This is a genomic window from Chitinophaga pendula (assembly GCF_020386615.1).
GTDB classification, from domain to species: Bacteria; Bacteroidota; Bacteroidia; order Chitinophagales; family Chitinophagaceae; genus Chitinophaga; species Chitinophaga pendula.
This window is the reverse complement of record NZ_CP077769.1, coordinates 2429626-2445339: the sequence shown is the minus strand read 5'-3', so window position 1 is coordinate 2445339 and position 15714 is coordinate 2429626. Positions and strand designations below refer to the sequence as shown.

Below are 15714 nucleotides of genomic sequence, written 5' to 3'. Positions count from 1 at the left end.
AGCACGACGTTCTTATGAAGCGATATCACTTATCTGTTTCGGTTGTACTTACTTTATCTATATTATTAGCGGTTATCGGTATTTCGAGGTCTTCCCTGCCGCTGGTGTCTGCGCGCTCCGGAAAGCGGGTGGACAGTGTATCAAAGACGACCGTCAGCGGGGTACGCCCTCCTGTCAGCCATATGCTTTCTTATGCGCAATATCCTGCTGATCTACCGGCCGGGCTTATTGGCGTAACCGCAGCTGTACCTGTAGATGATCCTACGGACAATCTCTTTCATATTTCGCTGCCCGGCAAGATCGACCCGGATGTTACAGCCTACCTTACCTATGAGTTATACGGTGTAGCCGGTAACGAGGGCGTAGCGCGGAGTATTAACGAGGGGGTGGCTGTTGGCGGTCAGTTTGTGGACATTCATCATAGTTGGACAACACAGACGGAGGCCATTCCAATATCTGCGCTTAAAGCCGGGGATAATATTATCCGTTTTGGATTGCCGGTTCATGCAGACTTCTACTACCGTGTGAGGCATGTCGCTATTCTTTTAAAGCAAGCAGTAGCACCTGCGGTGACTATAAAGACGGCCTTGCGTTATAGCGGTACGAACAAAGTATATATCCGGGGGATGCTGGCTACCGGATATCCACACGCTCCTGCGGAGGTATTGTGTAATGGTTATGCCGCTAACCTTTCGGGTGATGAGTTTGAAGTAGTCTTGCCTGCTGAGGCAGGCGTTGGTACGGTGGCGCTGAAGGCCATTTTTACTGATGGACGTACGGTGTCGAAACAGGTAGTGCTGACGGATCATCTATCATCGACGGTGACTTATATTCCTGCGGGAGGTAAGGCGCTCAAGGCATCTGTGGCCACCCATGTGGGTCAGGCTTCTCAGGTATTGTTGCCTACTGGTGCGGGTATCCGTATTCCGGGCGGTGTATTGTCTGAGGACCGGATAGTTACGGTCAGTACGCTGCGGGACGTGGATATAGTAGCCATGAATGTCGACCTGGTGAATGTAACCGGCGGAGCTGCGGCATATCGGTTTTCTCCGCATGCTACGCGGATGAACGGATATGCGCTGGTTAGCCTCCCGTATGACAGTGCGCTTATTCCCGAGGGATATACACCGGAGGATATACGTACTTATTATTTTGACGAAGTAGCGAGAACCTGGAAGATGCTGGCACCGGACAGTCTGATGACGGAGGGGCAGGTGTTGCAATCCGTCACCCCCTATTTCTCTGATATGATCAACGGTATCATTAAGGTACCGGAATCGCCGGAAGGGCGGGCGTATGTGCCCACCTCCATTAAAGATATACAAGCAGCATCTCCTGGCAGCGGCATATCGATGATGGCACCTCCCACTCCCAATATGCAGGGGAATGCCAGTATGGGTTTCCCTATCCGGCTGCCGGCTGGCAGGCAGGGTATGCAGCCTTCATTGGGGTTATATTATAATAGTGACGGCGATAACGGGTGGCTCGGAATGGGATGGGGTATGTCTGTTCCCAGTATCGGCATTGAGACCCGTTGGGGTGTTCCGAGGTATGATGTCAATCTGGAGACAGAGACATATACTATGGGAGGGGCGCAACTTGCTCCGCTGGCGCATCGTGCCGCGTTTGTGAAACGGACTGCTGAAAAGCAATTCTATCCGAGGGTGGAAGGCAGTTTTATGAAGATCATCCGGCACGGGGATCACCCACGCAACTATTGGTGGGAGGTGACGGATAAGAGAGGTATTCGTAGTTTTTATGGTGGCAGGCCAGGCAAAGGCGTTGACCAGTCGGCGGTATTGCAGGATGCCACTGGTAACATCGCTTATTGGCCTTTGGTGATGACGGTGGACCTGCATAATAACACGGTCATTTATCAATATGAGCTGGTGCGTGATCCTGGGGTTGCGGGAGGTACGGTGCCGGGTCAACAGTTGTATGTGAGCCAGATCTCTTATACGGGCACCGGTGACCGGCCTGGTGCTTACCAGGTTGCTTTTGTGCGGGATCGTCAACTCGGCGGAGGTCGCAGGAAGGACGTGGTGATCAGCGGGCGGCTTGGATTCAAGATGGTGACGGCGGACCTTTTAAAGCAGATCCAGGTCCGTTATCTCAATCAGCCGGTACGTAGCTATACGCTTCAATATACGGAAGGTGCTTTTAATAAGACATTGCTAAAAAGCATTGCTGAATCAGATGCGGATGGGGTGGTCTTTAATACGCATACCCTTGATTATTATAATGATGTCTATTCCAATGGGGTATTCCGGCCATTTGGCAATGTGGAGAACTGGCAGGTTGGGGATGACCAGGTAACCGGAGATATCAGTAATCCCGTACCTGGCTATGGCAATGAAAGTTCGTTACTCGGAACTTCAAAAGCGAAAAATAGCAGTAAGAGCCTGGCGCTGACGATGGGCATATGGGATGGCAACTGGTCTAAAAGTATGACTGTCGGCGGTAGTACCGGTAGTGGTACCACGAAGACGGAGGGATTGACGCTGCTTTATGATATTAACGGGGATGGGTTGCCGGACAAGGTGTTCCGGTCCGGTGGGCAGTTGTGGTATCGGAAGAACCTGGGGAGTACCGGGCGTGGATTTGGTGACAGACGGAGGATAAGCGGTATTACGCAGTTTCACGTTACGAATACGAAAAGCAGTTCCCGGGGATATGAGGTGAATGTAAGGGTTGCTTTCTGGGGTAATAATAAAACGCAAACGACGACGACAACGACGGACTATCTCGCGGATTTTAACGGAGATGGGTTACCGGATCTGGCGAGTAACGGTCAGGTATATTTCAACCGGGTGGATGCGCAGGGTGACCCTGTATTTTTGCCTGGCAGCGGAGGTACCAGCAATCCTGTTACGGCAGGTAGCAATGTATCTCCGCTGTTCCTGGCGCCGGATACGGATCTTCAGGCACAACAGGAGCGGGAATTTCCCTTACAGGATATTGTGCGCTGCTGGCAGGCACCACGAGACGGTGTGGTGGCCGTTAGTGGTGCGATACAGTTATTGAGTCCTGTTAGTGGCAGCAATAAACAGGACGGCGTACGTGTCAGCGTACAGCGCGGCGGGCAGGTATTGTGGGCTACTGTCATCGCTGCAAATGATCAGACACCTAAGATACCCGCAGCTGTTGACCACATTACGATCAGCAAAGGGGAGCGTATTTACTTCCGGATGCAATCTGTTTACAATGGGGAGGATGACCTGATTAACTGGGACCCGGTAGTACAGTATGTGACACCCGTGGTACCGGCGACGGATGCAAATGGCAGGAGTACGATGCGGTATCAGGCATCTGAAGACTTTGTGCTGCATGACAGCAACGGCATGCAGTTTAGTAAGGCCGGTACAATTAATATAGACGGGTTATTCAAAAAGGGCATTGTCTCTGATAGCGTGCGGGTGGTTATCCGGCAGGAACGTGGAGGGGTGTCGACGATTGTTGTGCAACAGGTGTTCGCAGGGCCGACTGCGCTTCAGCAACCGATACAGGTAGCTGGTTTATCGGTGCAACCGGATGACCGGTTGCGGTTTGAGTTGCTGAGTGATTCTTATATTGACCGGTCGCGTTTGCAATGGGCACCTCATTATACGTATACGATTTTTACCGACGGTACCCCTGCTACGCAAGCGAATGGGCAGCCGGTGATAGCCGGAGATATCGTACCGCGGAATGATAATTTTAACGACTGGTTCTCTCCTACGCCGGTGCTGGCAAACGTGCCACCTGATGCCGTTGTAATACATCCTTTTATTGAGAACATTGCAAGTGCTAATGGGCAGATTACATTCACTATCAAGCGTAACGGGCTACTCGTTGGCAAAACAAGTTTCGGTGCTGTCGGCGGTAACATACAAGGTGCAGCAGATATTCCTGTTGACGGTACTGTACCTGGTGCAATTTATTGTGAGTATTCCACGAATGACCGTGTGCTGGCAAAGGCGTTATCGCGTCCGCGATATGTATTGATCAGAGACAGTACGTATACTGATCTCACTGGTAACATGGTTACCGTCACGCTGCGGGACACATTGGAAGCCGGTCTTTTCACACAACCGAAGGAGGATTTCCTGGGAACGCAGTATCGGGGATGGGGACATTTTTCTTATAAAGGTACTACCCATGGTACTGCTCCGCTGGATGAAAGTAAGATCAATGTGCAAGGGTTTGCCAACTACTCGCAGAACCCGGATGTATTTGCAGACAGTAGTTTATTTAACCAGATCATAGATGCTTTCCAGGCTGATTTTATTCCTTTATATGCTGCGCAGCAAAAAGGGGTATGGGTAGGATTTGACAGCAGTGTATATGTGAGTGCTACGCAGATGAGCAGTGCACGCTTATGGATGCACGATGTTGCAGTGGATAGTTTGATGAGCGGCGGTAATGTGAAGGTTGTCAATAAGATCTCGCGGACGCAGACGAGGAGTACGGCGCTGGGATTATCGTTGTCTGATGATTATACGGGTATAGGTGGTAGTATCAGCAGGACTACTTCTGAAACCGGTACTACTAACGACCTGGATATGCAGGATATGAACGGGGACCGGCATCCGGATGTGCTGCGTAATAATGATATACAGTTCACTTTACCAACGGGGGGCTTAAGCGCCGGTACTACCCGGCATGGATTAGGGGCAGCCACTTTTAAGGGGGAGCTGAAAGGGCATTCTCTCGGCGGCAGTGGTACTTTGCCAAACGCATTCAGCAAACAGACGCCGGCTGCGGTAGCCAGTGCGCAAGCGCATAATGCAGCAGGTACTATAGGTATATCCGTTACCGGTAGTGGCAGTCTGGCAGAGAATAAGAATGAGACTGTCAGTAACTGGATGGATATCAACGGGGATGGATTGCCGGATAAGCTATATCAAAGCGGGGCGGTATCACTTAATCTCGGTTATGGGTTCAGTGCGGCAGAGTACTGGGGAAGTGCGCGAATAGAGGAAGGTGAGACGAAGGAAAAAGGGATTGGACCCGGGGTGGGACTCGGCCCAATCAAAGGCTTTAGCCGGGTGAATGGCTCCTTCCAGGCAGGGTCTAGCGTCCAGCGTAGTGAGGGGGCATCCAATACGTCTTATGCCGATGTAAACGGAGACGGTTTACCTGATAAGCTATTTTTGAGTGGCAACCAGGTAGCGGTACAGTTCAACAGCGGAGGTGGTTTTGCCTCAGCGATCAATTGGAACGGGCTGACAGAGATATCTAAGCAGACCAGCACCAGTGAGTCTTTCAATGCGGCAGTTACGGTGGTTATTCCTGTATACCTTATTTTTGTTACACTCAAGTTCTGTATCAATCCGGGATATGCAGACGGTAACAGTGTGTCGAGGGAGCAGTATCAGTTGGCGGACATTGACGGGGATGGTTATGCCGATATTTTACGCTCCATTGATGACGGAAATTTGTCGGTACAGCGTGCTATGATCGGGAGGACCAACCTGTTACGCGCGGTGAGTCGTCCTATGGGTAGTTCTTTTTACCTGGACTATGAACGTACGGTGAATACGTACGATATGCCACACAGCAAGTGGGTGTTACAATCTGTTACTTTAGCTGACGGTGTAAGTGGTGACGGTGCGGACACGACCAGATCCCGTTATACTTACAGCGGAGGGTATTATGATCGTCGTGAGCGGGAGTTTTATGGTTTTAAGCAGGTGACTGCTCACCAGCTGAATACGGAAACCGGCAATAGTATTTATCGAACTTCGGTACAGGAGTATCTTAACAAGTCTTACTATTCAAAAGGGTTGCCTGTTAAGGAATGGCTACAAGATGCCAATGGTACTACCATATATACGCAGACAGCCAACACCTATGACCTGCGACCGGTGGTGGATAGCAGTCAGTTTCCGGCGTTGGTACGTATGGACAAGCTATTTAATGAGGCTGGAGCGGGCAGTGGATTATCGACTTATAGTTTATATGACTATGACCTTGCCGGTAATGTGACGATGATTACAGATATAGGCGATGGTAGTCAGAACGACTATTTACGGGCGCAGGTGAGTTATCATAATGATGATGTGCGATATATCAAGTCTGTCGCTTCGCGTATTGATCTACAAACACCTGCTGGTTTATTACGCAGGAGGAGTACGGTGATGAATGCGCAAGGTGATGTTACGCGTATACAAACTTATTCCAGTGAAGATGCAGCGTCTGTTTATGACCTGGAGTATGATGAATATGGGAATCTATCCAGGTTGACAAGGCCAAAAAATCATAAGGGAGAGCGTCTATGGTATTGTTATACGTATGATGCGGCGGTACATACCTATCCGATACAGGTCAGGGATGCTTACGGGTATTCGAGCAGCAGTACCTACGACTATCGGTTTGGCAGCTTACTGAACAGTACCAGTATTAACGAGACGTCTATACGTTATGAGATAGATGCGAAGGGCAGGATTGTACGGATTACCGGGCCTTATGAGCTGGCTGCCAACCGTCCTTATACTATTGCATTTGAGTATCATCCGGAAGCAAAGGTACCTTATGCGTTGACGCGTCACTTGGATCCTGAATATCAATCCGACATCAGAACGATCTCATTTACTGATGGTTTAGGCAGGTCATTACAAATAAAGAAAGAAGCTGCCATCTTCAAAGCGAGGCATCAACCTGATGATGTGAAGATGATCGTGAGTGGTCATCATATCTATGATGCATTTGGAAGAGTGACCAGTACTTATTATCCTACGACAGCGAAGATAGACGCAGCAGCCGATATCGTATTGTCAAATACAATAGGTAAACTGGCCGTCAGTAACCGATACGATATACAGGATCGTCCATTGCAAACGGTCTTTGCTGATGGTGCTACTGACAGTTATCTATATACTATTAGTAACGGATATTTCAGTAGCCGGATAACAGATGCTTTGCGGAATCAGCGGGAGGTATTGACAGATGTAAAAGGTCGTAAGCGCCAGGAGAGCATTGCCGGTGCTCCCGGTGGTGGTATTACGACCCGGTATCATTACAATGCATTGGGAGCGTTACTGCAAGTGATGGACGCTGGTAATAACGTTACCAGTTATACGTACGATCTGCTGGGGAGGAAAACAAGTATGCAGCATCCGGATGCCGGATTGACAGTATTAGAATATGATGCTGCCAGCAACCTGATAGCCAGGATCACTCCGCAGATACGTAAGGAGATCCCTACCGGAGGTGCTGTTAAATATTATTATGATCATGAGCGGGTGACGGATATAGACTATCCCCGTCAATATCAGAATAAAGTAAGGTATGCGTATGGCGCACCCGGTACCGGCAACCGGGCGGGCAGGCTGACTCTCCAGATAGATGCCAGCGGTGGGCAGGAATATTATTATGGTAAGTTGGGCGAGATCACGAAGACGATCCGGACGATGTCGGTCAGCAATGTATTCTTTACCACTTATGTGAGCGAGGCGACCTATGACACCTGGAATCGTATCAAGCAACTGACCTACCCCGATGGAGAGGTGGTGACCTATCGGTATAATAAAGGAGGCAGTTTATTCAGCGTAAGCGGGTCCAAAGCCGGACATGACTACCCATATGTGAAGCAGCTGGGATATAACGAGTTTGAGCAGCGGGTATACCTTCAGTATGGTAATGGTACGGAGAACAAGTATACTTACGAACCGGATCGGCACCGTCTTTCTACTTTAAATGCTGTTGCGGCCGGTGGGCGTGTATTCATGAATCAGCAGTATCGGTATGATCCGGTAGGCAATGTATTGTCTATCCGTGATGACGCACCTGCGCAGGGTGCTATCCCCGGCGGTTCGATCGTGCACCAGTATACCTATGACAACCTGTACCGCCTTACGGCAGGTGAAGGGATGTACCGCGGTATCAATGACACGGCCTCGTACAAACTGCAGGTAGGCTATGACAATCTGTATAACATTACCAGCAAGGACATGGTCATGTCTGGTAAGGATAAAAGCTACCGGCAGGACTATCGTTATAGCGGGACGGTACCTCACCAGGCTATCCGGATCGGCGCCGCCGACTATCTCTATGACCTGAATGGCAACCTGACGACATCCGGTAAGCGGCAATATTTCTGGGACGAAGAGAACCGGTTGATGGCCGTGAAAGATGGCGGTATACTCAGTCAGTATACCTATGATGCCACCGGCGAGCGGGCGGTAAAAAGCAGTGGCGGTTATCGTGGCTCCTGGGTCAATGGTGCGCCCGCCGGTGTAGTCGTGCATGATACCAACTATATCGCCTACGTCAGCCCCTATATCGTAACCCGGCGGACAGGCTTTACCAAACATTACTATATCGAGGGACAGCGCATTGCCAGCAAGGTCGGTATCGGGCGGTTTACCAATATTTCCTTCCCCAAGCCGGCACTTACGGCGGGAGGTATCAACTACCAGGAACGTAATGCCCAGCTGCAACGGGATCGTTATGCTTACTATGCCAGCCTGGCCGTCAGCCCCGGCCCTCCTACCGACAAATACTTTTATGCCCTCCCCTATAACAACGGGATTGCCGCTCCTATCACCTACGACACCACCCGTAACAGCGTACCCCGGGGTTGGCCAGGTAACACTACCCCTGCTCCTGGTGGCCCGCCGGTCAGCGTCTCCCCCATCCCCAGCAATGACAGCGTAAAAGCAGGATATGGATTTGTAGGAACCGGTCACTTTTACGAGCAACAACAGTATTACTTCCACCCCGACCACCTGGGCAGCACCAATTACCTCACCAATGTGTTTGGCGAAGTAGCCCAGTATAATGCCTATACGCCGTATGGGGAGCTGTTCGTCGATAAACATAAGAACGATGCATTAACACCATACTTGTTCAACGGGAAAGAGCAGGATAATGAGACCGGCAATTATTATTACGGAGCGAGGTATTATGATCCGAAGGCGTCGTTGTGGTTGTCGGTGGATCCCGAAACAGCAAAGTTTGCCAACCTGTCGCCTTACAACTATACGCTGAATAATCCTGTCAAACTGATCGATCCTAACGGCGCCGCTCCTGTATATAGTTCTACTGGCACCTTTATGGGGATTACGGATAATGGCTTGCAAGGAAAAGCACTGATCATGAATCAACAGGACTTTACACAAGGCATGTCTCATTCCAGCGGTTTGGCGTCGAATTTGGGTCCCGAAGGATTACAAAAATATGCCATTCCTACTTTTATGTATAACTATAACAAGCTAAAAGACCGTCCTGACTGGGATGGCTTTGTGGGTATGCAGGAAGGAATTGACTGGGCGAAAGCGCATCCTAACCTAGACAACGACGGTAATGAAAGTAACGGGATGGGACTGGCGATACCGGAAGACTGGTTGTATGTAGATGCCAGCAAATTGGATTTTGGCATACTTGGTACCAATAGTTTGACGCAGGGTAAACGTACAAGTGTCAATTTGCTTAACTATACCCTTGAAGAAATGATGATAGCAGGTCTTTTCATTGAAGACCCTTTAATAGCAGCTATATTAGCCCCTTCTTATTCATCACTAGCCACCACCTATGCGCTTGGCAGAACGGAAATCACCCTTCTTGATAAACAAGGGCATGTGCGGGTAGAGAATGGTCCCCATAATATTTATAACTGGGATAGAGGGGGTAATGCACTTAGAAAATTCCTCATAGATGTTAACAGAGGGATTTCGGGTTTAGATGATAGTCATGGTTTTCCACTGTTTATTTATGGTACGGGTAAGTTAAATACCTGGTAATTGCTTGTAAAAATAAGAGCGGGCTCATTTCAGTAGGCCCGCTCTTATACTTTCTTGGTTTGGCAATTATTTCTTTCTGAGCAGTTGTGCTCTATTGTAATAATTTACATTGGTGATACGTTCTGTCTTCTCATCAGAGAATACCACTTCTACCTCATAAAACAGCGGCTGTTCTTCTTTATCGTCGAAATAAGTATAGCGATAAATGCGCTTAGGTCCGTCGAACAGCCACATCGATGTAAGTGATTTTCCATTACTTATCGCTGCAAGTTGTTGCCCTCCTTCAAGGAAACGCTGTTTAAACATTTCCAAGTTTTCGATGTGTGCAGTATCCGTAATCAACAAAACCTTATCAAGTTGCTGATGGTTTAAGAAAGACATGAACTTTATTGCGGTAAAAGCTTGCGCCTTATTTTCATATTCCGGTTTACGGGTCTTAGTAATTACCGGAGGCGGAGTTGATGGAGGTGGCGGCGGTGCAGATGGGTCAAATATCAGCTCATTTTTCTTTTCCTCTATCAGATATTTCTTGTCATAGTACTTTATATTACTGATTTTCTGGCGATCTTCATCATTAAAGTAAATATCCATTTTATAGACCATATCCTCCTTATCTTGTTTGTTGTAGTAACGGCAGCGATAAATGCTGGTATCTTCACCTCCGCCTCCAGTCCACATTATGGATGCCTCTGTATTATGCTTTAATGCAATAAGTTGTTCTGCTGCCGATATCAATTCCTTTTTAACCTTTGCTTTATTCTTCAGCATAGCAGGGTCCAGACATAAGAGCGCCATATTAAACTGGCGATTCTCCAGGAATTTCAATAATTGCATACTGACCTGTTTCTGTACAGGGTTTTGGAAGGATTGTGCATTAGCTGTAAGAGTTATAAAAAGAGCATACATGATTGATGTACACCTACGTCTGTTCAAGAACAATTTCATTAACCTTATTTTAATTACTATTTTTTGAATTGATTGAATGTTATTCACTCATTAAATCCCTGATCCATTTTAGGCTATCGGGTAACTCAATCGAATAATTTTCAAATTGTGCGGGAGTTGTTACAATTACACTGACACCTGGTTTCGTAGTGTCATATACTACAGGAAAACTTTTATTTACCATCAAATACCCCTTATCAGCATTCATCTGTCGATTAGCGCTTACATTCTCAAATATCACTCCTTTGATATTATATTGATAATGTATTCTACCACCTAATCCTTTTTGATCTCTAGCAAAGAAGGTAACAGTTCCTGTCGTTATACCTTTATTTGAATTCAAATGTTCCTTTTCAATTATGCTTTTCAACATAATTGAGGCCAAGGCCGCTACTAATACACATGGTATTATAGCTTTTAAAATCTTTCGTTTTGTCTTTCTCTTTAACTTAAGCATTTCTGATAAGAGCCTTTAGCTATTATTTGTGACTAATTTGCGCTTTGAGTATTTTGTTCGTATTTCAACATATCCAGGATTATGGTATTTAACAAATTAAATTGATATGCCGTCATTCCTGTTGTTGTAATATGCAGACCATATACTCCTGTTTTCCCTACTCCTTTTTTTACTAATTCTCTACTGAGAGATATATTTCCCAACCCCAAATGCGACATTCCGGCATCCACATATTTCCCAGCAGCGCCTCCTAAAATAGTTTCCCACGTAAGTGCTTGCATGGTCTTTGTCTTTGTACTCTTACCATCAAAATCAAAAATAGAGTTCTCCCAATATCCATTAAGTCTAAAATCTAAAGCATTTCCTGCCATTGCTGCTCCAAAAGGATTTTTCATAAAAGTCCCAGCCAATACCCCCGTCAAATTTACATCCTTTAATTTATTTACAAATCCCTGTTCACTACTCATAGTTACCTGAGCTGCCACATCTGCTAACCCTCCTCCTAAACCTTTAGCGGTTAGTCCCTGTATTCCAAAGCCTCCTAGCACTGCTGTAGTACCAGTTACTAACATTGACGCATATCCTTTGCCCAATACATCAGCGGTTTCGTAAAGGGCTTGTGCCATTTTGGCATTATTTTCCATTTCTGTAACAGGAGGAAATTCTTTCCACTTTGACGCTTTCCGATCATAATATTGATGTACCATGTTATAAGATCCGGACTGCATATTTACCCAATAGCCATCAATAAGGAATGCCTTTTGCCCATTTTTATAAGTATGTGATTTTGCGGTCTTCAAATTCCAGCTCTCTACAGCCGTTTGAGGTTCCAATCCATCCAGATCTATATTTCTAATTGGATCATTACCTGCATATTGATATGGAGTCAATTGTGGAAAATCATTTGCTAGTGGGTCTACTCTAAAAAAGCGACCTACCTGAGGATCGTATTCCCTATTACCATAATCATACCATTCCAGGCCTGATCCATCTTCAAACTCTTTGCTCTCTAATTTTTTACCGTTGAACTTTTCTTTATTTTCGAAATATCTCCCTCCTTTTATAGCTATATTACTGATACCCGCCATAGTCAACCCAAAAGGATAATAATGTGTTTCTTCCAATATAGATCCGGCCCCCATACCTACAACAACATTGTCAAAATAAACGTCCTGTGGACTTTCATTTGAAGTATACACATAGAGATATCCACTTTTACTCATAATCATTTTATCTCTTGAAAGTGTCTGTAGTTGGTCTGGTTCATTTCGGACTTGCCTTACTCCACTACTTTCATCTACTAATTTAAACTGTTCGTCAAATAATACAAAGTTCAAATAGGCTTTGGGCCTTTGTATATTCGCCTGAGTATTTTCTTTCTGTTTTAACCGCTGGTAATCATTACTATAAAAACTATTAGTAAAGGGGTTCTGCGTCTGATCTGCACTACTAGCATGCCCCGTAATCCCTTGAAAAGCAGTATTGAAGGCCCTAGCCAGATCTGCTACAATATCTTCAATAGGAGCATCTTGTTGATTGTTGGATGGGCCTTGAGATTTATAAAATGCTTCTGCATTAATACTTATAGTGTCTCCAGACATCACCTTTAATACTATTGAAGGGCCGACTTTTTTCCCATCAGCTTTCCCGCTCAATTTGGCAACGTACTCATTAGTTGATGTTTGCTGACTAGAAGGATAACCAACAGGCTTAGGGTTACGGGTTTCTTCAATATTACTGAAAAGTGCATTTTCCTTCGAGGCATTGGCGGCTTCCATAGTAGCTCTATACATGCTAAAATCGGTCTGTTCGGTTAATACTATGCGAATGTTGCCCAAATGATCTTTTACAAAATAGTCAAAGGCAAACGTTCCGGGTTGATTGTTTTTTGCTACCCAACGAATCCTTCCTTCTTCGTGATGCAATTGCTGTAATGTATCATTCTTATAAACAAATCCACCTATATAATCTGTCAATGTAGTCTTAGTACTTCCTCCTGTATTGTCGACTACAGTTTTCCGTAATTTACTGCCATTGGCATCATATAAGTAGAAGATAGTTCCTTTGTCTTTTATAACGGCCTTTTCCGGCAGTCCTAAATGGTTGTAAGAAATTGCATTCAATGCTATTCCTTTATTTGCATCTCGGATCATGCTACCATTATCGTCATATGTATAATCGTCATTGCCTTTCCCTTCAATTTCTTTAAAGTCGCCTAACGTAGAGTTCTTGTTATCAATCTCATCTACAACGCCCTGTAGGCGGTTACTCATATTGTTATTTTGGTAAGTATATTTCAAATCATCAATCAATCTGCTTTGTGCACCATCAATACCATAATGCTTAAGGGCTTTTATATTACCATTAGCATCATAGGCAGGTTCAGGGTTAGTACCATCTCCTACTATAACATCAAAGTTAGCATCTGTACGGTTATCCCATACATCATAAAACTGAGAGAAATCAGCTTTAAGCAATCGATTTGCGGCATCGTATGTATATCCATAGGAGCGATATTTGTTATCTCCAGCACTTCTCCAGGTGAGACCTGCTACACTTCCATTCATGAAATTATTATTGTAGCCGTAGTCGTAGTGTAGTTCTGTTCCAAAAAAGTGGCTGCCTCCTGACTTAGCATACTCCTTATTAATTCCTTTCAGCCATCCTCTTATATTGTAAGTATACTCGAGAGATTCCAAATTATTTCCCAATATCTTTTTAGACAATTCGCCCTGGTCATTATATTCTGTTTGAACTGTTACTTTTAAGGGGTCATCATTTAATTGCTTTCTGACCTGCACAATTCGTGCTGCATGGTCATAATCAATAATTGTCAATACTCTGGTGTCTGGTGTCTGATTACTTTTTGCATTATTGTGAGTCAGATAGGACTTCCTAATTTTACCGCTAAAATTGTACATATTACTTTCTACTTCCTGATTTCCATTAACATGGTCTGAGATAGACTGTAGTACTCTGTTTTTATCATCATAATAGGTGGTGGTAGTAAGCCATTGTTCGGTATTCAGGATTCGTACCTTAGTTCCAGTTACCAAGCTATTTGTCATAATGCTTGATCTATTAGTAAACTCATCTGCCGGCCCTTCAGCGGTAAGTTTAGTAAAATCCTGTCCCCGGAAAGCATATGCACCATTATATTCATAGTTGTCGTAAAATGTATAACTTAACGGATATAGCTTTGTTTTATCTAATGAGGGTAAGGGATTTGTAACAATTAAAGTAATTACGTTACCCTCTCCATTAGGATTTATCTTTATTTCAATTTCATTACCATCTCCGCTATCAAATCCCTGATTAACATCTACTGAGTTAGCTGCTTCATATAAAACTCTTCCATCATACTTATTGATTACCAAATCGGCAACAGGTTTAATCTTCTGCTCAATCTCGGTTGTGGTTGATGTCGTGTTATTCATGGTGTTTTGCAGAGTATTGCGACTTTCACTACTATTGTATAATGCAGTCATTACCTGCCTATCAAGACCGTCATAAAAGTTCGTCAACCATTGCCCATTCACTTTCATGTTAGGTGTACGTGTAAAGACTAATCGATTTCTTAAGTCATATACTAATTCTGAAGCTCCAGTCATACCAGGTACATATTTTTCAATAAGCCTCTTTCTGTCATCATATTTGTATTGAAAGCACAAATCTGCAATTATCGTAGCATTAAGTTGCCAGTTGTTGTTTATCAACCATTCGACAGCCTTAGGGGGTAATACCATCCTTAGGTTTCCTAGATCATCATATATATTAAAGGTGCATAGCCATCCGACATAGGTATAGATATCGTTAGGATTTTTTGCAACTTGCTTTTTTTTCAGGATTAGTTGATTAGCTTTATTTCTATATTCAATCGTACTTTTTCCATCCTCATCAACTATCACTTGTTTGAACAACTGCCCTGGTTGGTATTCTCCTGTTTTAACGGGTATGGATGCTCCTTGTGATATATCCCAGATTATCACATGATCGGCTACAGTGTTTGATAGAAATGAGGTCGTAATCGGTTTATTACCCCCTATCCGAGCCCAACTATTACCTGGGTTATAAACCTTTAACTCTCTATTTAACGGAGATCCTTCGATTTCTGTTTCTCTATAAAAAATCTTTTCAATAGGGCCATACTGATTTCCCAGGAAAGCAGCTTGCTCTGCGAAAGGATTCTTTTTGAATTTACCATTACTTTCCGAAGATACGTAAGGCAAATATTTATATTGCTCCCTTCCTAGGCCGTCATAGATCATCATATTGACAATATCCTGTTGCTTGGCTCCCAGCGCCCGATCTATTGTTTGTATGGGACGGCCAAGTCCATCAAAATATTGAGTTGATTCTTTGCTCGATTTTATATCCGCTGATGCTATATCAGCAATGCTTTTTACTGGAACATTGGGTTCCCATGTCCTTATGTAATTAACAAGTCCGGATAAATAAGCCGCTGGAAATGGCTGAGAAGGCAAAACAGGTTGAGTGCTATTATTAGCTGGCCTATTCTGCGCATTAACAGTACAGGCTACTATCACATAGCACATGGATATCATGAATCGAATAAAATATCTCATAATT

4 protein-coding genes are annotated in these 15714 nt (G+C 45.0%); 1 reads left to right on the top strand and 3 read right to left on the bottom strand.

Annotated elements, in window-relative coordinates; genetic code table 11:
- Positions 1 to 14 precede the first annotated feature (14 nt).
- Positions 15 to 9722 (top strand): SpvB/TcaC N-terminal domain-containing protein, encoded by a 9708-nt coding sequence (locus KTO58_RS08995; RefSeq protein ID WP_095839693.1) that lies wholly within the window; start codon positions 15 to 17, stop codon positions 9720 to 9722.
- Between the two features lie 66 nt (positions 9723 to 9788).
- Here the strand turns inward: KTO58_RS08995 and KTO58_RS08990 are convergent, their stop codons facing one another.
- The 3 genes from KTO58_RS08990 to KTO58_RS08980 form a co-directional block, all read right to left on the bottom strand.
- Positions 9789 to 10556: a hypothetical protein gene (locus tag KTO58_RS08990; RefSeq protein ID WP_157753066.1), complete on the bottom strand. Its 768-nt coding sequence runs from the start codon at positions 10554 to 10556 to the stop codon at positions 9789 to 9791.
- 151 nt (positions 10557 to 10707) lie between these two features.
- Positions 10708 to 11124, bottom strand: a complete 417-nt coding sequence (locus KTO58_RS08985; RefSeq protein WP_095839695.1) for a hypothetical protein — start codon at positions 11122 to 11124, stop codon at positions 10708 to 10710.
- A 32-nt stretch (positions 11125 to 11156) separates the two neighbouring features.
- On the bottom strand, positions 11157 to 15710 hold the full coding sequence (locus tag KTO58_RS08980; RefSeq protein WP_095839696.1) for a DUF6443 domain-containing protein: 4554 nt from the start codon (positions 15708 to 15710) through the stop codon (positions 11157 to 11159).
- Positions 15711 to 15714 lie beyond the last annotated feature (4 nt).